Source organism: Brenneria alni, assembly GCF_003666245.1.
GTDB classification, from domain to species: domain Bacteria; phylum Pseudomonadota; class Gammaproteobacteria; order Enterobacterales; family Enterobacteriaceae; genus Brenneria; species Brenneria alni.
In genome coordinates this window covers 12,783-30,251 of sequence record NZ_MJLZ01000031.1, presented here as the reverse complement: position 1 = coordinate 30,251, position 17,469 = coordinate 12,783, and the positions used below count along the sequence as shown (strand labels likewise).

The 17,469-nt window shown below is 52.6% G+C and carries 19 protein-coding genes, 3 tRNA genes and 1 pseudogene; 17 read left to right on the top strand and 6 right to left on the bottom strand.

The features are described 5' to 3' along the window. Nucleotides 1-43 precede the first annotated feature (43 nt). Both ubiT and BIY29_RS13685 read left to right on the top strand, forming a co-directional pair. Complete coding sequence (gene ubiT / locus BIY29_RS13690) at nt 44-568, top strand: ubiquinone anaerobic biosynthesis accessory factor UbiT (protein ID WP_121575667.1); 525 nt, start codon at nt 44-46, stop codon at nt 566-568. Beyond that, nucleotides 562-1,065, top strand: coding sequence for a GNAT family N-acetyltransferase (locus BIY29_RS13685; protein WP_121575666.1), 504 nt, complete (start codon nt 562-564; stop codon nt 1,063-1,065). The genes ubiT and BIY29_RS13685 overlap by 7 nt, the downstream gene beginning before the upstream one ends. Here the strand turns inward: BIY29_RS13685 and BIY29_RS13680 are convergent. Then, the gene (locus tag BIY29_RS13680) at nt 1,052-1,354 is read right to left on the bottom strand and encodes a GIY-YIG nuclease family protein (protein WP_121575665.1); all 303 of its coding nucleotides are present in this window, start codon (nt 1,352-1,354) and stop codon (nt 1,052-1,054) included. The two genes, BIY29_RS13685 and BIY29_RS13680, sit on opposite strands and share 14 nt — an antisense overlap. A 118-nt stretch (nt 1,355-1,472) precedes the next feature. Between BIY29_RS13680 and BIY29_RS13675 the strand changes: the two genes are divergently transcribed. The 5 genes from BIY29_RS13675 (at nt 1,473) to deoD (ending at nt 6,519) form a co-directional block, all read left to right on the top strand. Continuing rightward, a complete protein-coding gene (locus tag BIY29_RS13675; RefSeq protein ID WP_121575664.1) occupies nt 1,473-1,748 on the top strand; it encodes a metal/formaldehyde-sensitive transcriptional repressor in 276 nt (91 codons plus the stop codon). Nucleotides 1,749-1,883: 135 nt separating this feature from the next. Beyond that, nucleotides 1,884-2,852, top strand: coding sequence for a CDF family Co(II)/Ni(II) efflux transporter DmeF (gene dmeF, locus BIY29_RS13670; RefSeq protein WP_121575663.1), 969 nt, complete (start codon nt 1,884-1,886; stop codon nt 2,850-2,852). 293 nt (nt 2,853-3,145) lie between these two features. Then, nucleotides 3,146-4,477: a thymidine phosphorylase gene (gene deoA, locus BIY29_RS13665; RefSeq protein ID WP_121575662.1), complete on the top strand. Its 1,332-nt coding sequence runs from the start codon at nt 3,146-3,148 to the stop codon at nt 4,475-4,477. Between the two features lie 60 nt (nt 4,478-4,537). Further along, nucleotides 4,538-5,761, top strand: coding sequence for a phosphopentomutase (gene deoB, locus BIY29_RS13660; protein ID WP_121575661.1), 1,224 nt, complete (start codon nt 4,538-4,540; stop codon nt 5,759-5,761). 38 nt (nt 5,762-5,799) lie between these two features. Continuing rightward, nucleotides 5,800-6,519, top strand: a complete 720-nt coding sequence (deoD, locus tag BIY29_RS13655) for a purine-nucleoside phosphorylase (RefSeq protein ID WP_121575660.1) — start codon at nt 5,800-5,802, stop codon at nt 6,517-6,519. 118 nt (nt 6,520-6,637) lie between these two features. Here deoD and rimI read toward each other — a convergent pair whose 3' ends face one another. Further along, nucleotides 6,638-7,081, bottom strand: coding sequence for a ribosomal protein S18-alanine N-acetyltransferase (rimI, locus tag BIY29_RS13650; protein WP_121575659.1), 444 nt, complete (start codon nt 7,079-7,081; stop codon nt 6,638-6,640). Continuing rightward, a complete protein-coding gene (locus BIY29_RS13645; RefSeq protein ID WP_121575658.1) occupies nt 7,026-7,463 on the bottom strand; it encodes a DNA polymerase III subunit psi in 438 nt (145 codons plus the stop codon). The genes rimI and BIY29_RS13645 overlap by 56 nt, the downstream gene beginning before the upstream one ends. 131 nt (nt 7,464-7,594) lie before the next feature. Here BIY29_RS13645 and rsmC point away from each other — a divergent pair, with 131 nt between their 5' ends. Continuing rightward, nucleotides 7,595-8,641 carry a 16S rRNA (guanine(1207)-N(2))-methyltransferase RsmC gene (gene rsmC, locus BIY29_RS13640; protein ID WP_121575657.1) on the top strand — a complete coding sequence of 349 codons (1,047 nt, stop codon included), beginning with the start codon at nt 7,595-7,597 and terminating at the stop codon, nt 8,639-8,641. A 3-nt stretch (nt 8,642-8,644) separates the two neighbouring features. Here the strand turns inward: rsmC and BIY29_RS13635 are convergent, their stop codons facing one another. Next, nucleotides 8,645-9,637 carry an aldo/keto reductase gene (locus BIY29_RS13635; protein WP_121575656.1) on the bottom strand — a complete coding sequence of 331 codons (993 nt, stop codon included), beginning with the start codon at nt 9,635-9,637 and terminating at the stop codon, nt 8,645-8,647. 112 nt (nt 9,638-9,749) lie between these two features. Here BIY29_RS13635 and BIY29_RS13630 point away from each other — a divergent pair. The 4 genes and pseudogenes from BIY29_RS13630 to BIY29_RS13615 all read left to right on the top strand — a co-directional run. Next, a pseudogene (locus BIY29_RS13630) lies at nt 9,750-10,085 on the top strand (LysR substrate-binding domain-containing protein); the annotation flags it as partial. Nucleotides 10,086-10,201: 116 nt separating this feature from the next. Further along, nucleotides 10,202-10,288: transfer RNA gene (locus tag BIY29_RS13625), tRNA-Leu, on the top strand. Between the two features lie 61 nt (nt 10,289-10,349). After that, a tRNA-Leu gene (locus BIY29_RS13620) sits at nt 10,350-10,436 on the top strand. Between the two features lie 46 nt (nt 10,437-10,482). Further along, nucleotides 10,483-10,569, top strand: a tRNA-Leu gene (locus tag BIY29_RS13615). 30 nt (nt 10,570-10,599) lie between these two features. Here BIY29_RS13615 and BIY29_RS13610 read toward each other — a convergent pair. Both BIY29_RS13610 and BIY29_RS13605 read right to left on the bottom strand, forming a co-directional pair. Further along, nucleotides 10,600-10,890, bottom strand: a complete 291-nt coding sequence (locus BIY29_RS13610) for a DUF1435 domain-containing protein (protein WP_121575683.1) — start codon at nt 10,888-10,890, stop codon at nt 10,600-10,602. Nucleotides 10,891-10,998: 108 nt separating this feature from the next. Further along, nucleotides 10,999-11,892 carry a LysR family transcriptional regulator gene (locus BIY29_RS13605; protein WP_121575654.1) on the bottom strand — a complete coding sequence of 298 codons (894 nt, stop codon included), beginning with the start codon at nt 11,890-11,892 and terminating at the stop codon, nt 10,999-11,001. Nucleotides 11,893-12,022: 130 nt separating this feature from the next. On the opposite strand from BIY29_RS13605, the gene budA reads away from it, so the two are divergent. From budA to gcvH, 5 genes are all read left to right on the top strand, one after another. After that, on the top strand, nt 12,023-12,805 hold the full coding sequence (gene budA, locus BIY29_RS13600) for an acetolactate decarboxylase (protein ID WP_121575653.1): 783 nt from the start codon (nt 12,023-12,025) through the stop codon (nt 12,803-12,805). Between the two features lie 36 nt (nt 12,806-12,841). Continuing rightward, nucleotides 12,842-14,521 (top strand): acetolactate synthase AlsS, encoded by a 1,680-nt coding sequence (gene alsS / locus BIY29_RS13595; protein WP_121575652.1) that lies wholly within the window; start codon nt 12,842-12,844, stop codon nt 14,519-14,521. 173 nt (nt 14,522-14,694) lie between these two features. Continuing rightward, nucleotides 14,695-15,486 (top strand): siderophore-iron reductase FhuF, encoded by a 792-nt coding sequence (fhuF, locus tag BIY29_RS13590; RefSeq protein WP_121575651.1) that lies wholly within the window; start codon nt 14,695-14,697, stop codon nt 15,484-15,486. A gap of 435 nt (nt 15,487-15,921) precedes the next feature. Next, nucleotides 15,922-17,022 (top strand): glycine cleavage system aminomethyltransferase GcvT, encoded by a 1,101-nt coding sequence (gene gcvT / locus BIY29_RS13585; RefSeq protein ID WP_121575650.1) that lies wholly within the window; start codon nt 15,922-15,924, stop codon nt 17,020-17,022. A gap of 48 nt (nt 17,023-17,070) precedes the next feature. Continuing rightward, on the top strand, nt 17,071-17,469 hold the full coding sequence (gene gcvH / locus BIY29_RS13580) for a glycine cleavage system protein GcvH (RefSeq protein WP_121575649.1): 399 nt from the start codon (nt 17,071-17,073) through the stop codon (nt 17,467-17,469).

The following is a 17,469-nucleotide window of genomic DNA, read 5'->3' as shown; positions in this document are numbered from 1 at the left end:
CAGATTGTCTGAACAATCGGATTGCGTTAAGAGGAGTACGCCAGTGTTGGAAAAACTACGGGCGCAGGTTGTGCGTCAAGGGCCGGGCTTATTGGGTAAGCCATTGAAGTTCACTCCTTTTGCCTTACAGCGTCAGGTTCTGGAGCAAGTGTTGAGCTGGCAGTTTCGTCAGGCACTGGCAGAAGACGAACTGGCGTTTCTGGCAGGTCGCTGGTTAAAGATTGACGTTCGGGATGTCGGGTTGCAGTGGTTTATGACGCTGCGTGATAACCAACTGGTGGTGAGCGATCGGGAGGCGGCGGATGTCAGCTTTAGCGCTAATGCCAACGATCTCATTTTGATCGCGGCGCGTAAGGAAGATCCTGATACGCTGTTTTTCCAACGCCGTTTGCGCATTGAGGGCGATACAGAGCTTGGGCTGTACGTAAAAAACCTGATGGATGCGATCGAACTGGAAGCCATGCCTGCGCTGTTGCGTATCGGGTTGTTGCAGTTGGCTGATTTTATCGAGGCGGGATTACAAGAGGGCGTGGTTCAACCCACCAATCACGCATCTGCCTCATGTTAGTCCGTGTTGAAATCCCGGTAGATGCCGCCGGTATTGACAGCCTGCTGCGCCGGGTATTTCCGACTGATGCAGAAGCCGATCTGGTTCATCAACTGCGCGAAGATGGTCAACTGACATTAGGCATCGTCGCCACCGATGATGAAGGCGGCGTGGTGGGATACGCCGCATTCAGTCCGGTGTTGATTGAAGGCACGGATCGTCAGTGGGTGGCGCTGGCGCCGTTAGCGGTGGAAGAGAGCCTGCGTCGGCAAGGGCTAGGCGAACAACTGGTGTATGAGGGGTTGGATGCGCTGAATGAGTTCGGCTATACCGCTGTGGTGGTGCTTGGCGATCCCGCCTATTACTCCCGCTTTGGTTTTGTTCCCGCCGTTGAACAACAACTGCATTGCCGTTGGCCTGAGAGCGAAACGGCCTTTCAGGTTTATCCGCTGGCGGATAACCATTTTGAAGGCGCGAGCGGGTTAGTGGAGTATGCCGAACCCTTTAATCGTTTCTAGTATGAACAGCAGATAACGACATGGGCTGGTCTTGCACCAGCCTTTCTTTTTGACCCTTGTTCAACTGCTTAATACGATATTCCAGCTTTAATGCACTTGAGCGATTGCCCGCCAGACACTGGAACACCAAAGTTAACTCGCCTTTTCCCCGCAATGCTTTCGCCCCTTTGCCTGATTGGTGCTGAACAAGGCGGCGAGTTACATCAGTGGTGATGCCGGTGTATAGCAGGCCTGTCGCTGTACGCAGAATATATAGATACCAGCAGGGTTCAGCGGGCTGTGCGGTCATGGTTTTATTTATCGCTTTTGTCACATGGGGTTCTGGGGCATTTTACGGTGCGATCTTCACAGATTGAAGTGCTGCGTTATACTCTGCCCCAGTATTGATGGCTTATTTTGGAGAAGGTATGTCGCATACCATTAGGGGTAAGAAGAAGCTGCTGGCGCGCGTCAGGCGAATAAAAGGCCAGACGGAATCCATTGAAAAAGCACTGGAAAGCGGGACTCCCTGCCTGAATATTTTGCAGCAAATAGCGGCGGTTCGCGGTGCAATCAATGGGCTGATGACTGAGGTTCTGGAAGGGCACATCCGTGAACATTTAATGGATGAAAGTCATTCATCACAAGAGCGCAGCAGCGATCTTGAAGAAATTGTCTCAGTGATCCGTTCCTATATGAAGTAAACGTTCCGCGCCATGCCGCCTGTTTTATGTTCTTCCGTTTTCCCCACTATTTAAATTTCTGATGGTCATGATTAGGTTCACTGTTTTATTACGTGTAATATACTCAGGGGGAGTATATTAAAGGAGACATAGTTAATGTCATTAACACAGGTAAGCGGATCGCATTCTCATGTTTTTAATGAGGGTAATCCCCTGGCGGAAAGAAACACCCGGTACGCCACGATATTGACGGCGGTAATGATGGTGGTTGAAATTCTGGGGGGCTGGTATTTCAACTCTATGGCGCTGCTGGCTGATGGCTGGCATATGAGTTCCCATGCGCTGGCGCTGGGGCTTTCGGTCATGGCCTATGCGGCGGCCAGACGGTTGGCATCGGACAATCGTTTTACTTTCGGCACCTGGAAGATCGAAATTCTGGGGGGCTTTACCAGCGCCATTTTACTGGCGATCGTTGCCGTGGTCATGTTGTATGAATCCGTAGACCGGTTACTTAATCCGGCGGTGATTCACTACAATCAGGCGATTATGATAGCGGCGGTTGGTTTACTGGTTAACCTGGCCTGCGCCTGGCTATTGCGTGACCATCATACTCACGATCATTCCCATAGCCATCACCATGCAGATCATTCTCACGATCATCACTCGTCGGCTTCTCATCCGCATCACGGGCATCAGGATCTAAATCTGCGCTCGGCCTATATCCATGTGATTGCCGATGCGGCAACCTCCGTTCTGGCTATTGTGGCGCTTATCAGCGGTAAGTTCTGGGGAGCGGCCTGGTTGGATCCGGTTATGGGTATTGCAGGTGCAGTCCTGGTTGCCGTGTGGGCGTATGGGTTGATTCGTCAGACGAGCCGCGTCTTGCTGGACGCTGAAATGGATGCGCCGGTAGTGAGTGAAATCAAGGAGGTGATTGCGGCCAGTCCCATTACCGCTGAACTGACGGATCTGCATGTATGGCGGGTGGGAACGGCAAAATATGCCTGTATCCTGAGTCTAACAACCAATCAGGCTGTCAGCCCTGACTATTACAAGCGGCAACTGGCCATACATGAAGAACTGGTTCATATCACTATAGAAATCAACTTCATCACCAATAAATAACGTGCTGATTTCTTTGGGTGAGAGCGATGGTCAGCCGCATTTCTGACCATCAGCTTTCTTCCGCGTTGCCGGTGTTGGCCGCGATGATTAATGGGTGAAATAAATCAGGAATACGTCATTATATGTGATCAAAATCACATATAATTCCATCCCATTACATCACTCTTACATTAAGTGTGAATCACAAGACAAAATAACCCGGCGCGGCATGTTCAAATACTGACGATGGTATCCGGTATTTGAATGGTCACGGTGTGGCCCACTCTTTTATTCACTCGTCAGGAGAACATGCTTTGTTTCTGATTCAGGAAATCATTCGTAAGAAGCGTGACGGAAAACCATTGAGTGATGAGGAGATCCGCTTCTTTATTAACGGTATCCGCGATAATACGGTATCGGAAGGGCAAATTGCCGCGCTGGCAATGACCATCTACTTTCATGATATGTCGATGGCGGAGCGCGTTTCCCTGACGTTGGCAATGCGTGATTCCGGCACGGTGCTTGACTGGAAGAGCCTTGATCTGCAAGGCCCGCTGGTGGATAAACACTCCACCGGCGGTGTCGGGGATGTGACATCGTTGATGCTGGGGCCGATGGTTGCCGCCTGTGGGGGATACATACCGATGATCTCCGGGCGTGGATTGGGGCATACCGGCGGTACGCTGGATAAGCTGGAGTCTATCCCGGGGCTGAATATTTTCCCTGATGACGTTACCTTCCGGCAGATCATTCAACGGGTGGGCGTGGCGATAATTGGCCAGACCAGCTCATTGGCGCCAGCGGATAAACGTTTTTACGCCACCCGTGACATTACTGCGACGGTGGATTCCATCCCGCTGATCACCGCCTCCATTCTGGCGAAAAAACTGGCCGAAGGGCTGGATGCGCTGGTGATGGATGTTAAGGTCGGTTCCGGCGCTTTCATGCCGACCTATGATCTCTCGGAGCAACTGGCGCAGGCGATTGTGAGCGTTGCCAATAATGCGGGTTGTCGCACCAGCGCATTACTTACCGATATGAATCAGGTACTGGCTTCCAGCGCCGGTAATGCGCTGGAGGTGCGGGAGGCGGTGCGTTTCCTGACCGGCGAACAGCGTAATCCGCGCTTGTATGAAGTGACGATGGCGTTGTGCGAAGAAATGCTGTTGGCGGGTGGACTGGCCGTCTCCGCCGCAGACGCCCGTGCCCGTCTGCAAACGGTTCTGGATAACGGCAAGGCGGCAGAGGTGTTTGGCCGCATGGTGGCGGCCCAGCGTGGCCCTGTTGACTTTGTCGAGCATTATGCGCGCTATTTACCCGTCGCTACGTTAAGTAAGCCCGTTTTTGCTGAACGCGAGGGGATCGTTACCGCTATGGATACCCGAGCGTTAGGTATGGCGGTGGTGGCATTAGGGGGTGGGCGCCGTCAGGCCAGCGATGCGATTGATTACAGTGTGGGGATGAATGAAGTGGCTTGTCTGGGCGACCGTGTCGACAGTCAGCGTCCGCTGGCGGTGATCCATGCCAATACGGAAGCACAATGGCAACAGGCGGCGAATGGTGTGCGGGCTGCCATTACACTGGGTGATAAGGCAGCGAAAAAAACGCCTATTATCTATCGTCGTATGAGTCCTGATGGTGAGTAATATCTATTTTCCAACGCTGACAGGCTTTGCTTGCAGCGTGTAACAGCGCAGGAGTAAACAATGAAACGTGCCTATATTATGGTGCTCGACTCGTTTGGTATCGGTTGCAGCGCTGACGCGGAACGTTTTGGTGATGCCGGTTCGGATACGCTGGGCCATATCGCGCAGGCTTGTGCGGCAGGCAAAGCCGACCAGGGGCGCAAAGGGCCGCTGCATTTGCCTAACCTGAACCGGTTGGGGCTGGGGAAAGCGGCTGAGGCATCCACCGGTACTTTTCCTGCGGGTCTGGATCCACAGGCTGACATTATTGGCGCTTATGCGTATGCCAGTGAAATCTCATCGGGTAAGGATACGCCATCCGGCCACTGGGAAATCGCCGGGGTGCCGGTGCTGTTCGACTGGGGATATTTCAAGGATGAAGAAAACAGCTTTCCACAAGAGCTGTTGGATACGCTGGTAAAGCGCGCCAATCTGCCGGGATATTTGGGCAACTGCCACGCTTCCGGTACGGTGATCCTGGATAAACTGGGCGAAGAGCACATGAAAACCGGCAAACCGATTTTCTACACCTCCGCCGATTCCGTCTTCCAGATTGCCTGCCATGAAGAGACGTTCGGTCTGGAGAAACTGTATGAACTGTGTGAAATCACCCGTGAAGCACTGACCGAAGGCGGTTACAACATCGGGCGGGTGATTGCCCGTCCGTTTGTGGGCGATAAACCCGGTCACTTTGAACGTACCGGCAACCGGCACGATCTGGCGGTCGAGCCGCCGGCGCCGACTATGCTGAAAAAGCTGGTGGAAGAAAAGGGCGGAGACGTGGTATCGGTCGGCAAAATTGCCGATATTTATGCGCATGTCGGTATTACCCGGAAAGTGAAAGCCACCGGTATTGACGCGCTGTTTGATGCCACGCTGAAAGAAATGGACGACGCGGGAGATAACACCATCGTGTTTACCAACTTTGTCGATTTTGACTCGTCGTATGGTCACCGCCGGGATGTTGCGGGCTATGCCGCTGCGCTGGAGCTGTTCGATCGCCGTCTGCCGGAGCTGCTCTCACGCGTGACGGGGGAGGATATTCTGATCCTGACTGCCGACCACGGGTGCGATCCCACCTGGCATGGCACCGAGCATACCCGCGAACATGTACCGGTACTGATTTATGGCCCGAACGTGAAACCCGGTTCATATGGGCACCGAGGGACGTTTGCGGATATCGGTCAGACGGTAGCGACGTATTTTGGTTTATCGCCGATGGAGTATGGGAAATCTATCCTGTAACCGCACCGATTTGAACTTGATTTATAAGGAATAAAAGCATGGCTACGCCACATATTAATGCAGAAATGGGTGATTTTGCGGATGTCGTACTGATGCCGGGCGACCCGTTGCGCGCCAAGTATATTGCCGAAACCTTTCTGGAAAATGCCCGCGAGGTGAACAACGTTCGCGGCATGTTGGGTTTCACCGGAACCTATAAAGGGCGCAAAATTTCGGTAATGGGCCACGGGATGGGGATTCCTTCCTGCTCCATCTACGCCAAAGAGCTGATCACCGAGTTTGGCGTGAAAAAGATCATTCGCGTTGGCTCCTGCGGCGCGGTACGCAGCGACGTAAAACTGCGTGATGTGGTGATTGGCATGGGCGCCTGTACCGACTCCAAAGTGAACCGTCTGCGTTTTAAAGACCATGATTACGCCGCCATTGCGGATTTCGACATGGTGCGTAATGCCGTTGATGCCGCCAAAGCTCGTGGCGTGACCGTTCGCGTCGGCAATCTTTTCTCCGCCGATCTGTTCTATACGCCGGATCCGCACATGTTCGACGTGATGGAAAAGTACGGCATTCTGGGTGTGGAGATGGAAGCCGCCGGTATTTACGGCGTCGCGGCGGAATTCGGCGCTAAAGCGCTGACCATTTGCACCGTGTCCGACCATATCCGCACCCACGAACAAACCACCTCCGATGAACGCCAGACCACCTTCAACGATATGATTGAGATTGCGCTGGCGTCTGTTCTGTTGGGCGATAACGAGTAATAACGTTTGCAACGTCTACTCCGGCCCTGCCGTGAGAGGACGAGGCTTTTATCAGCCTCGTCCTCTCCTCCATTTTCTCCCGCCTCTGGCGGGCGGCATGAACAATTGGCTGCTGCCGTCATCCCAGCGGCAGCGCCATGATGATGGCATCTTCGCGGCCTGCTGCGGTGGGGTAATAGTCACGTCGCAGCGATACCTCGTTGAATCCCAGACTTTCGTACAGATTAATCGCCCGTTGGTTTGAGGCCCGCACCTCCAGCCACAGCGTGAGAATGCCGCGCTGCTCCAGCGACTGAATCACATGCTCCAGTAACTGACGGCCAAGACCGTGACGCTGATGATCCGGGTGTACGGCAATATTGAACAGCGTGGCTTCATCCAGCACCAACTGGGTGATGGCGTAAGCCGCCATCTGCCCGTTATGGCTCAATTTGAGGTTGAAGTAACGCTCGCCTTGATTGCTGGCAAAGGTTTTTTCCGTCCAGGGAAAGGCGTGGCTGGCTTGTTCAATCTGAAAGGCTTGCGCCAGATCGGCTGGTGTCAGGGTTGATATCACGTTCATATTGACAAATCTGCTGCCAAAGCGCCCGTTTGGCGTCGGCGTTGTGGTAAAGCTCGGTCAGTGCCGGGCTGGTGAATTGGACGCCTTGCAGCGCGAGGGGTTCATCAACGCCCAGACGCCAACTAGGGCAGCGGGCGTTTTCGGGCAGCATGACGACCTGTTGCGGCGTCAGGTTGACCGTTTGTTCGGGTGTGAGCGCCAGACTGTGCAGAATGTCGGCCAGCAGCGGGTCGTCGCTGGCGGGCGGTTCGGATGATACAATCACCAGGCGAACCTGAGCAGGCAGACTGACGGCGATTTCACCCTGCAACACGCTTGGGCGCTTCAGCGTCCACTGGGTGATGCCCAGTTGTTGTAGCAGCCAGTCACGTCTTGATTCCATGCTTTATCCTGTCTGGAACGCTGTTATATCGCGCTATGCTAACAAACCCATCGAACATGCGCCAACACCGCTGCAACTTCAGGAGTGATGAGTATATAATCCCCGCTCAATTATTAAGGAGCTTCAGCCTGATGTCTGCATTAACCCCAGCCAGTGAAGTCATACTGCGCCATAGCGACGAGTTTATCCCACGCCGGGTATTGTTTGCCGGTGATTTACAAGACATCTTGCCTGCGCAGTTTGCGGCGGCGGATGTTCGCGTCCATGCCACGCAGTTTCACCACTGGCAGCAACTGCAACGCACGCTGGAGGATAATATTCAGTATGGTCTGGTGGCGGATGCCGCGCTGGCGGCGGATTGCGACACGCTGATCTATTACTGGCCGAAGAGCAAACAGGAAGCGGAGTTCCAACTGGTTAACCTGCTATCGTTGTTGCCGGTTGGCTGTGAAATTTTTGTGGTGGGTGAAAACCGCAGCGGCGTGCGCAGCGCGGAAAATATGCTGGCCGATGTTGCGCCATTAACCAAAATCGACAGCGCCCGGCGCTGTGGGCTTTACCACGGGCGGGTTGAAAAACAGACCTCTTTCGACCTTGCTGACTGGTGGGATGAGTATGTGATTGATGGTGTGACGGTGAAAGCGCTGCCCGGCGTATTCAGCCGCGACGGACTAGACCCGGGGAGCCAGTTGCTGCTTTCCACCTTTGAACCACATATGAAAGGCAAAGTGCTGGATATTGCCTGCGGCGCAGGCGTGCTGGCCGCAGTGCTGGCGAAGCAGTCGCCTAAAATCCGCCTGACGCTCAGTGATGTCAGCGCCGGGGCGCTGGCTTCAAGCCGGGCGACGCTGGCTGCTAACCAGTTGGAAGGTGAGGTTATCGCCAGCAACGTTTACTCTGAGATTACCGGTCGTTTTGACCTGATCGTCTCCAACCCGCCGTTTCACGATGGCTTACAAACCAGCCTACAGGCGGTGGAGATGCTGATCCGCGGCGCGGTGGCCCACTTGCCGATTGGCGGGCAGTTGCGCATTGTTGCCAATGCGTTCCTGCCTTATCCAGCGCTGCTGGATGCGGCGTTTGGCAGCCATGAGGTACTGGCGCAGACCGGGCGCTTTAAGGTCTATCAGGCAACGGTCGGCCGGCCGCCGCGCGCCACCGGCAAAGGCCGTCGCTAATCCTTAAGTATTAATCGTCGCCATTCCCTCTTTGCCGTAGCGTTCCCCTGCTGCGGCATTAAAGGGGAAGATAGCTTCAATTTCCGCCAGATCGTTAGCCGTCAGGCTGACGTCCAGAGCGGCAACGTTCTCTTCCAGATAACGGCGTCGTTTGGTGCCCGGAATCGGTACGATGTGCTCACCCTGCGCCAATACCCAGGCCAGCGCCAATTGCGATGGGGTGATGCCTTTTCGCTGGGCCAACTGATTAACTTTCTCCACCAATTGCAGGTTCTTGGCAAAGTTATCGCCAGCGAAACGTGGATTGCTGCGGCGAAAATCATCGGCGGCCAGATCGTCCGGGCTGCGGATGGCGCCGGTCAGAAAGCCGCGTCCTAACGGGCTGTATGGCACGAAACCCACGCCAAGTCGTTCGCAGGTGGGCAAAATGGTGGCTTCCACATCCCGTGTCCACAGCGAGTATTCGCTTTGTAAGGCGGTGATCGGGTGCACCCGGTGGGCGCGCTCCAGCGTGTCGGCGGAGGCTTCACTTAATCCGATATAGCGAATTTTCCCTTCCCTGACCAACTCGGCCAGTGTGCCGACGGTTTCTTCAATCGGCACCGTAGGGTCGACGCGATGCTGATAGTAGAGGTCAATCACTTCTACGCCCAGCCGTTGCAGGCTGCCTTCAACCGAACGGCGAATGTATTCCGGTTTACCGCATACGCCACGCTCATCGAGGTTAGTCGAATTACGCACGATGCCAAACTTGGTGGCAAGAAAGACCTGCTGGCGCTTGCCCTTGATGGCCTTGCCGACCAGCAGTTCATTGGTGTGGGGACCGTACATATCGGCGGTATCGAGCAGCGTGATACCCAATTCCAGCGCCCGATGCAGGGTGGCAACAGACTCTTTTTCATCCTGTGCGGTAAAATAAAAGTCACTCATGCCCATGCAGCCCAGCCCAAGCGCAGAAACCGATGGGCCATTAGTACCTAATTTACGCTGTAACATTGTGTCGTCCTCATGTTGGTATTGAGAGCAAGATGAGTGTGGTTGTTTATTGAATAAACATAAATAACGCATTTCGTGCAACACTATTCAAAAATAAACAACAATGGTGGCTATCGGCTATTTTTCGCTACGTACCGGCCAGCGCTATCCGCTGGAGTTTATGCACCACGGTGAATGTATTACTCATATGTTGCCTGGCAAGCTGAATGTGAACGGGGCTGATGCTTATATTGCGGGCTGCCGCGCCGGGTTAGGGTTGATTCAGGCGCCGCGCTATGGTTTACAGCGCTGGCTGGACAGCGGCGAGCTGGTTGAAATTCTGAAGGATACGCCACCGCCGGATATGCCGCTGTTTGTGATGTATCCGCCTGGGCGTTTTCTTGCTCCGCGCATCCAGATATTCATTGAATGGCTGGGGGAATGCTTTGCCCGGCCTTTGCCATATTAAGGTGATGAATTTTGCAGCAAACCCCGCCATTCAGCGGAAATAATCATTGACCTTGACGTTAAAACCTCTAGAATTCGCCCCCGTGGTGGCATTGCGTAACGTAATGTTGCTGGATTGCGAAGGTGGCGGAATTGGTAGACGCGCTAGCTTCAGGTGTTAGTGCCTTAACGGGCGTGAGGGTTCAAGTCCCTCTCTTCGCACCACATCACCACTGTTGTGTTTCATCATGTGTTTCACAATAATTTGTATCGCACAGCATTTATTGCGAAGGTGGCGGAATTGGTAGACGCGCTAGCTTCAGGTGTTAGTGTCTTAACGGACGTGAGGGTTCAAGTCCCTCTCTTCGCACCATGTTGTGGCTCGGATTGGGCGGTGATACATATTGAACTTTATCTGTGCGAAGGTGGCGGAATTGGTAGACGCGCTAGCTTCAGGTGTTAGTGCCTTAACGGGCGTGAGGGTTCAAGTCCCTCTCTTCGCACCACTCCTCTCTCAAGGTTTTTCTCTCTTTTGATTATCCCAGCGTTAAATTAAATACAACGGACAGCGCTGCCAGTCCACCTGCCAATGCAACGCAGGACGGTAATAGCAAATAATGTCGCAGGCGGTGATGAAATAACATCACTAACGTTGCCAACAGCGCGATGGCGATAATCACTTTCAGGTGTAGCAGATTAAGGTCAAGCATGGCCAGTAATGGCATGATGGCGCAAGGCAGCAAGACTCCCCAGCCGCTCGACAGATGTTTCCCCATACACCAGCTCGCACCCCATAAACCACATGCGGTAATCATCGCGATCAGCATTTTATTATCGCTCAACATGATAATGATAATTAGTATCATATAAGAATTTATATCAATTACCACTCTTTTGGCAACAGTCCGGTCAGCGGGGCGTGCGGGGGATACGGCTCAGTTTTTCCGTAAGTGAGTTCGCAATAATTGCACTAAATTCATGATCATAGGTGAGTGTTCATGCTGGCGCCAAACCATGATTATCTGGGTCTTAAGGCGGGCATCTTCTATTGTGTGGTAGGACACATTGCCCATTTTGATACAGGAAAGCGACTTGGGAATGATGGCGATACCAAAGCCTGCCGACACCATACCGATGGTGGCTGGTAGCTGAGGCGCCAGTTGGCTCAATGTTGGCTGATATCCCGACAGATAACAGGCGCGGATAATCATGTCGTGCAATCTGGGGGAAACTTCCCTTGGGGAAATAATTAGCTGTTCCTGCTTCAGTTCACTCAGGTGGACGCTTTTTTTGTTGTGCAGGGGGTGATCGGCGGGCAGCGCCAATTCCATTGACTCTTCAGCCAGTATTTCACTATTGAATTCGCTACTGATATCACACGGCAGACGGAGAAAAGCGACATCAAGATTTTTGTTGTGCAGTTCGGTAAGCAACAGCGGGGAATTTTCTTCACATGGGTTTAATGACACATCCGGATAGCGTTGACGATACACATGCAGCAACTTTAATACAGTGGGATGAAAGGATGAAGAGGAAGAAAAGCCGATGTTGAAACTGCCGGCTTCCCCTCTGGCAATACTTCTTGCTCTGTCAATGGCGGCGTCAGTGAGTTTCAGGAGTTGACACGCATCGACATATAACACTTTCCCCGCTTCCGTCATTTCAACGCTGCGGGTGAGTCTCTTGAACAACGGCGTTCCTATCTCATGCTCAAGTTTCCTGATTTGCTGACTCAACGGGGGTTGCGATATGCCCAGGTATTCTGCCGCACGGGTGAAATTTCGGGCAGTGGCGACGGCAACAAAATAACGCAGATAACGAAGTTCCATTAAGACAAATCCATATCTTTCAGATCTTGAAATGACGGTATTTATATATTGGAACTTTGTTTGTGCTCGCGTCAATATTTAAACAAGAATTAAAAAAATTTAAGTAATAACACATCGGAAGGGAAGATATATGAAAGAAGATATAGGCTTCAACCCCTGTGAGGAAGAGATGAAAAATTATGTGATGGATCATCAACGACGCCATCCTGACGGCGTTATTTATCAAACCTCATTAATGAGCGGGCTGATAAATGGCGTATATGAAGGTAGCCGGACGATGGAGGAATTATTGGAGCATGGAGATTTTGGATTAGGAACGTTTAACAATCTGGACGGTGAGCTGGTGGCTTTTAATCGACGCATTTTTCAGTTGCGTTCAGACGGCAGCGCACGTTCGGCCATGTCGCACCAGAAGACTCCTTTCGCGGTAATGACGTTTTTCCGACCGACGGAAGAAATCCATTTCAACAGAAGGATTGAGCGCAACAGCCTCCACCAGAAAATCGATAGCCTGATCGGTACGGATAATCTGTTTTGCGCCCTGCGGATTGACGGCCACTTTGAGTATGTTGAAACCCGCACCGTGCCACGCCAGCAGCGTCCCTATAAACCGATGTTGGAGGCGATTGCCCGGCAACCGACGTTCCATTTTGAACACTGTCAGGGAACCGTGATTGGTTTTCGCAGCCCGGCCTATACGCAGGGCATTAACGTTGCTGGCTATCATGAACATTTTATTACCGACGATCGCCAGGGTGGTGGACATATCCTTGATTATGAAATGGAAAGCGGAGTTTTGACGTTTGGGGTTATCTCCAAACTGATTATCGATCTGCCACGGGAGCAGGATTTCCTCAGCGCTGATCTGTCACCTGACAACCTCGATAGCGCTATCCAGTCAGTTGAAGGCTAAGTAAGAACAAACCACGAGTCATTCTGGAGTAAGACAATGGAAAATTTAACAGGTCAACAGCGTTGGAACTGTGGAGCTTCCCTGATAGTGAAACACCTAGAATGGCAGGGAGTGCAATATGTATTTGGTATTCCGGGAGCGAAAATCGATCGCGTTTTTGATGCGTTGGTCGACTCGCCGATTAAAACAATTCCGGTACGGCATGAAGCCAACGGCGCTTTTATGGCGGCGGCGATCGGACGACTGACCGGAAAAGCCGGTGTGACGCTGGTGACCTCGGGACCAGGATGCTGCAATCTGGTGACGGGATTGGCAACGGCAACGGCGGAAGGCGATCCTATGGTGGCTCTCGGGGGGGCGGTCAAACGATCTGACAGCCATAAACTGACGCATCAAAACCTGGACGCCGTCAGCCTGTTTCAGCCAGTCACCAAATTCAGTGCGGAAGTCAAAGCGTCATCGGCGATTTCCGAGGTGCTGGCAAATGCGTTCCGCACGGCGGAGATGGGCTATCCTGGGGCATCTTTCATCAGTCTGCCCCAGGATATCATCAACGAGCCGGTGACCAGCGCTGTACTGGTTCGCCCGGATTTACCCCTGCTGAACAGTGCGCCCCAGGCTGAGATTGAGAACGCCGCCCGGATGATCCAGCAGGCCAGCAATCCCGTTTTGCTGCTGGGATTGCTGGCAAGTCAGCCTAAAGCCGCCGCCGCAGTACGCCGCCTGTTGCATCAAAGCCAGTTGCCTGTCACCAGCACTTATCAGGCCGCCGGCGCCGTTGATCAGCGGCATTTTGATCATTTTGCCGGGCGCGTCGGTCTGTTTAACAATCAGACCGGGGATAAGCTGTTGCAGCAAGCCGACCTGATCATTACGGTCGGTTTTAGCCCGGTGGAATATGACCCGGTATTGTGGAATAGCGGTAAAGCGGCGTTGGTGCATATTAATGCGGTGCCTGCCAATATTGACGGCGCCTATCTTCCCGATGTGGAGCTGATTGGCGATATCACGGCAACCACTGATGCGCTGACCCGCTGTATCCGTGCGCCGCTAGCGCTGTCGCCGCAGACGCAGGCTATTCTGCGTGAACGCTGTCAGCAACGTCACGATCTGGCGACGCGCGGCATGAATATGCGTGGGTTTGCCATTCATCCGTTGCGGTTGGTCAGGGCGATGCAGGACATTGTCAATCATGACGTGACGTTGTGCGTCGATATGGGCAGTTTTCATATCTGGCTGGCACGTTATCTGTATAGCTTCCGGGCGCGTCAGGTACTGATGACCAACGGCCAGCAAACGATGGGCGTCGCTTTACCCTGGGCGATTGCCGCATCACTGATTCGCCCCGCTCAGAAGGTGATTTCTGTTTCAGGCGACGGCGGTTTTATGCAGTCCAGCATGGAGCTTGAAACGGCAGTGCGCCTGAACAGCAATCTGTTGCATATTATCTGGGTGGATAATGCCTATAACATGGTTGAGATTCAGGAAGAGAAAAAGTATCACCGTTGTTCCGGCGTCAAATTTGGCCCGATAGATTTTAAAGTGTATGCAGAAGCGTTCGGCGCGAAAGGATTTGCGGTGGAATCGGAAGAGGAGCTAGTCAGTAAAATGCGGCAGGCTATGGATGTTCAGGGGCCGGCGGTGATCGCCATTCCGGTGGACTACTCAGATAATCCGCGCTTAATGGAGGAGCTGAATATTAGCCAGCTTCTATAACTCGCCGGTATTACCGCCTTGTATCCTTTGGCGTCAGCGGCAAAGGCAGGTTTCCGCAGGGGACGAATCAACCGAAACAGCGGGGTTTGTCATTATTGATAAACCCCGATACTATTGGTAATAGTTATCATTTTGTTTCTTATTTATTCGGGCGCCTTACCGGAATCTGCCTTATGCCGACAGTCAAAAAAATCGTCAGTAGCGTTGAGCATCCGGCGTTTTCCGCTTGTGACCAGACGCTGGCTGCTGCATTGCGTGCCTTGTTGCGCCAGTATCGTCCCCATTGTCTTGATAGCGTTAAATTTGGCGAACCGCCTCCGGCGGGCGCCATGACACTCGCCGAGTGGTCTCAGCCTGCGGTGTTTAACCAACTGATACGGCGCTATGGTAATGAAATGTATCAGGAATACCCGGATAATATTCGTGAAGAAAAACCGCTGCAATCATTGTGGTCACAGTGGTATTTTGGGCTACTGGTGCCACCGTTGATGTTGGTATTGCTCAAACACGCGACGGTGTTGGATTGTTCGCTGAAACAGATATACGTCGGGTTTCATAGCAAAGGGCACCCGGCGGTATTTTATATTGCGACGCAGGCGCTGCCGTCAGCGATGACCGCTGACTCGCCGCGAGCGCGGCTGGAGACGCTGCTGCATCAGCACATTGTTCCGGTTATTAACACGCTGGATAGCTTTGGTGAACTGAATGCCCGGCTCACCTGGAATAATACCGGCTATCTGATGCACTGGTTTCTGGGAGAGATGGCGGCGCTGCTACCACAGGATGAACTCACCCTTCTTCGTAACGATCTGTTCTTTTCCCGTTCACTGCTGGATGGCAGTGAAAATCCCCTCTATCGCACGGTGATTCCCCGTGGCGGCATCATTCAACGCCGTAGCTGTTGCCAGCGTTACCGTATTCCCGGTGTCAAACGTTGTCAGAGCTGTACATTGAATGAGGTTTAGTACCTCAGACTGGATGGTTCATTCTTTCAGACGTGCGTGTTTACCCATCCTCCGCCGGTTTCTTCTTCAACTGTTGCCGGTGGCGGCATTTTGGTTGAAAAAATCTAATTTTAGTGTATTTTTCGCATTACTTTAACTAATGCTTTATGATTTTTTTTACTCCTGTTAGTGTTCAGCCGATCCATTTTTCATATTAATAATTCGCTACTCTTTTCTTATCACATAGTTTTTATGCTTAAAATACCCATTTATTTAGACTATTTATCTGTTGTAGGTGATGGCATAACCCGGATGTCAGGGGAGGTTCCATATAGTTTAACTTATGCCTGTGGGTATAGTTTCACCTGCGTTTCGGTGGTAAGTTCATTATCAAGATATCGTTTGCGCGGCGGTTTTTTTACCGCCTGAACGCAATACTCCGAACAGAGGGAAAAGATGGCAAAGCAAACTCCGTTGTATCAACAGCACCTGACAGACGGCGCCAAAATGGTTGATTTCCACGGCTGGATGATGCCACTGCATTACGGCTCCCAGCTTGATGAGCATCACATTGTGCGTCGTGATGCCGGTATGTTCGATGTGTCCCACATGACTATCGTGGATTTGCACGGCGCCAGAACCCGCGAATTTCTGCGCTATTTGCTGGCGAACGATGTGGCAAAGCTCACTCAGCCAGGTAAGGCGCTCTATACCGGTATGCTGAATGCGTCCGGTGGCGTTATCGACGATCTGATCGTTTATTTTATGACGGAAGATTATTTCCGGCTGGTGGTGAATTCGGCAACCCGCGACAACGATCTGGCCTGGATCACCCGGCACGCCGAGCCTTTTATGATCGATATCCGCGAGCGCGACGATTTGGCTTTAGTGGCCGTTCAGGGCCCGCTGGCGCAGGAGAAGGTACAGCGTTTGCTGGGTGATGCCCAGCGTCAGAAGATCGCGGGTATGAAGCCGTTTTTCGGTGTTCAGGTTGATGACTTTTTCATTGCCACAACCGGCTATACTGGCGAAGCAGGCTATGAAATTGCGCTGCCGCAGGAGCAGGCGGTCGGTTTTTGGCAACAGCTTTTATCGGTGGGCGTCAAGCCTTGTGGATTAGGCGCGCGCGACACGCTGCGGCTGGAAGCCGGGATGAATCTTTACGGGCAGGATATGGATGAAGGCATTTCGCCGCTGGCCGCCAATATGGGCTGGACGATCGCCTGGCAACCGGAAGATCGCCAGTTTATTGGCCGCGAGGCGCTGGAGGGTCAGCGTGAAAAAAGGACTGAGCAATTAGTCGGACTGGTGCTGACTGAAAAAGGGGTGTTGCGTAATGATTTACCTGTGCGCTTTACTGATAGTGAAGGGGTGATGCAGGAAGGGATCATTACCAGTGGATCGTTTTCACCTACACTTGGGTTGAGTATTGCACTGGCGCGTGTCCCGGCGGGTATCGGCAAGCAGGCGATTGTCCAGATCCGTAACCGTGAACTCCCTGTGCATGTCACCAAACCCGGCTTTGTCCGTGCCGGAAAACCCATTGTTCAGTATTAATTAACCATTTGGTTTTAACCGTTTTGTGAAGGAAAGGAGAGGGTGGCGATGAGCGATGTACCAGCAGAATTAAAATATACCGCTTCACACGAGTGGGTACTGTCTGAAGGCGAAGGCATTTATAGCGTCGGGATTACCGAACACGCACAGGAATTATTGGGCGACATGGTATTTATCGATTTGCCGGAGGTGGGCACGATCGTTTCCGCCGGTGATGATTGCGCCGTGGCCGAATCGGTCAAGGCGGCTTCTGATATTTATGCGCCGATCAGCGGTGAAATTATCGAAGTCAACGAAGAGTTGGCAAATGCACCTGAATTGGTTAACAGTGCGCCCTATACCGATGGTTGGCTGTTCCGTATCAGATCGTCCGACGAATCCGACTTGAATGAGCTGCTTGATGCCGAGGGATATCAGGCCACGCTGGAAGAAGAAGAAGACGAATAA

What these genes read in the sequence shown, in the direction of transcription:
- BIY29_RS13685 (WP_121575666.1), top strand. Translation starts at nt 562, where the DNA reads ATGTTAGTCCGTGTTGAAATCCCGGTAGATGCCGCCGGTATTGACAGC.
- BIY29_RS13680 (WP_121575665.1), bottom strand. Translation starts at nt 1,354, where the DNA reads ATGACCGCACAGCCCGCTGAACCCTGCTGGTATCTATATATTCTGCGT.
- BIY29_RS13675 (WP_121575664.1), top strand. Translation starts at nt 1,473, where the DNA reads ATGTCGCATACCATTAGGGGTAAGAAGAAGCTGCTGGCGCGCGTCAGG.
- dmeF (WP_121575663.1), top strand. Translation starts at nt 1,884, where the DNA reads ATGTCATTAACACAGGTAAGCGGATCGCATTCTCATGTTTTTAATGAG.
- deoB (WP_121575661.1), top strand. Translation starts at nt 4,538, where the DNA reads ATGAAACGTGCCTATATTATGGTGCTCGACTCGTTTGGTATCGGTTGC.
- deoD (WP_121575660.1), top strand. Translation starts at nt 5,800, where the DNA reads ATGGCTACGCCACATATTAATGCAGAAATGGGTGATTTTGCGGATGTC.
- rimI (WP_121575659.1), bottom strand. Translation starts at nt 7,081, where the DNA reads ATGAACGTGATATCAACCCTGACACCAGCCGATCTGGCGCAAGCCTTT.
- BIY29_RS13645 (WP_121575658.1), bottom strand. Translation starts at nt 7,463, where the DNA reads ATGGAATCAAGACGTGACTGGCTGCTACAACAACTGGGCATCACCCAG.
- rsmC (WP_121575657.1), top strand. Translation starts at nt 7,595, where the DNA reads ATGTCTGCATTAACCCCAGCCAGTGAAGTCATACTGCGCCATAGCGAC.
- BIY29_RS13635 (WP_121575656.1), bottom strand. Translation starts at nt 9,637, where the DNA reads ATGTTACAGCGTAAATTAGGTACTAATGGCCCATCGGTTTCTGCGCTT.
- BIY29_RS13610 (WP_121575683.1), bottom strand. Translation starts at nt 10,890, where the DNA reads ATGCTGATCGCGATGATTACCGCATGTGGTTTATGGGGTGCGAGCTGG.
- BIY29_RS13605 (WP_121575654.1), bottom strand. Translation starts at nt 11,892, where the DNA reads ATGGAACTTCGTTATCTGCGTTATTTTGTTGCCGTCGCCACTGCCCGA.
- budA (WP_121575653.1), top strand. Translation starts at nt 12,023, where the DNA reads ATGAAAGAAGATATAGGCTTCAACCCCTGTGAGGAAGAGATGAAAAAT.
- alsS (WP_121575652.1), top strand. Translation starts at nt 12,842, where the DNA reads ATGGAAAATTTAACAGGTCAACAGCGTTGGAACTGTGGAGCTTCCCTG.
- fhuF (WP_121575651.1), top strand. Translation starts at nt 14,695, where the DNA reads ATGCCGACAGTCAAAAAAATCGTCAGTAGCGTTGAGCATCCGGCGTTT.
- gcvT (WP_121575650.1), top strand. Translation starts at nt 15,922, where the DNA reads ATGGCAAAGCAAACTCCGTTGTATCAACAGCACCTGACAGACGGCGCC.
- gcvH (WP_121575649.1), top strand. Translation starts at nt 17,071, where the DNA reads ATGAGCGATGTACCAGCAGAATTAAAATATACCGCTTCACACGAGTGG.